This window comes from Pseudomonas sp. EL_65y_Pfl2_R96, from assembly GCF_963970905.1.
Lineage (GTDB): Bacteria > Pseudomonadota > Gammaproteobacteria > Pseudomonadales > Pseudomonadaceae > Aquipseudomonas.
In genome coordinates, this window is sequence record NZ_CAXAQH010000160.1 from 1 (window position 1) to 588 (window position 588).

Annotated in this window: 1 protein-coding gene; it reads left to right on the forward strand. The window is 65.8% G+C overall.

What is annotated here, in order from left to right:
• Window positions 1-23 precede the first annotated feature (23 nt).
• The coding region (locus tag AACY49_RS29995) for a hypothetical protein (RefSeq protein WP_339527843.1) at window positions 24-588 on the forward strand (565 nt) is incomplete at its 3' end.

The following is a 588-nucleotide window of genomic DNA, read 5'->3' on the forward strand; positions in this document are numbered from 1 at the left end:
CTGACCGCCACCGCGAGAACGTCATGGCGATCGCAACCTTGATGCTGGTACTGGGCGCGATGGCCATTGGCGCAGGGGGCCTGCTCGACGCGCAAGCGATGCGGCGCAAGGCGATCTGGGCCTGGGCAATCGGTGGTCTGGTGATGGTTGGCGCAGTGGTCGTGTTCGTGCTGCGCCCAACCGGCACCGTCTCGCTTCCCGCCGCGACACCGGCGGCGGTCGTGCCGCTCGCCCCGACCGTGTCCTCCACCACGCCGCTCGGCAAATTGCAGTGCCGTTTCGTACCCGAGCGGAGCCGCGTCATTTCCTCGTCCACCACCGATCTAACGCTCGACTGGGGCAAGGCCGGCTGCATGAACGGGGGCGTCCAATATGCCGAAAACGGCAGCAAGTGGGACCGCATCCTCGTTCCCGCCGAGGAACAGACCGTATCGATCTTGCAGTTCGACCCGGCGACGCTCAGCTATGTCACCACCCGCTATTTTCTGGGTGCGGCCGAGATGGACAGCGTGCGCAAGATCCGCAGCCAGGTGACGGTGAAGGCCTGTTCCGCCGACGAAGCAAGCCGCGCCAATCTCGCGACCCAAC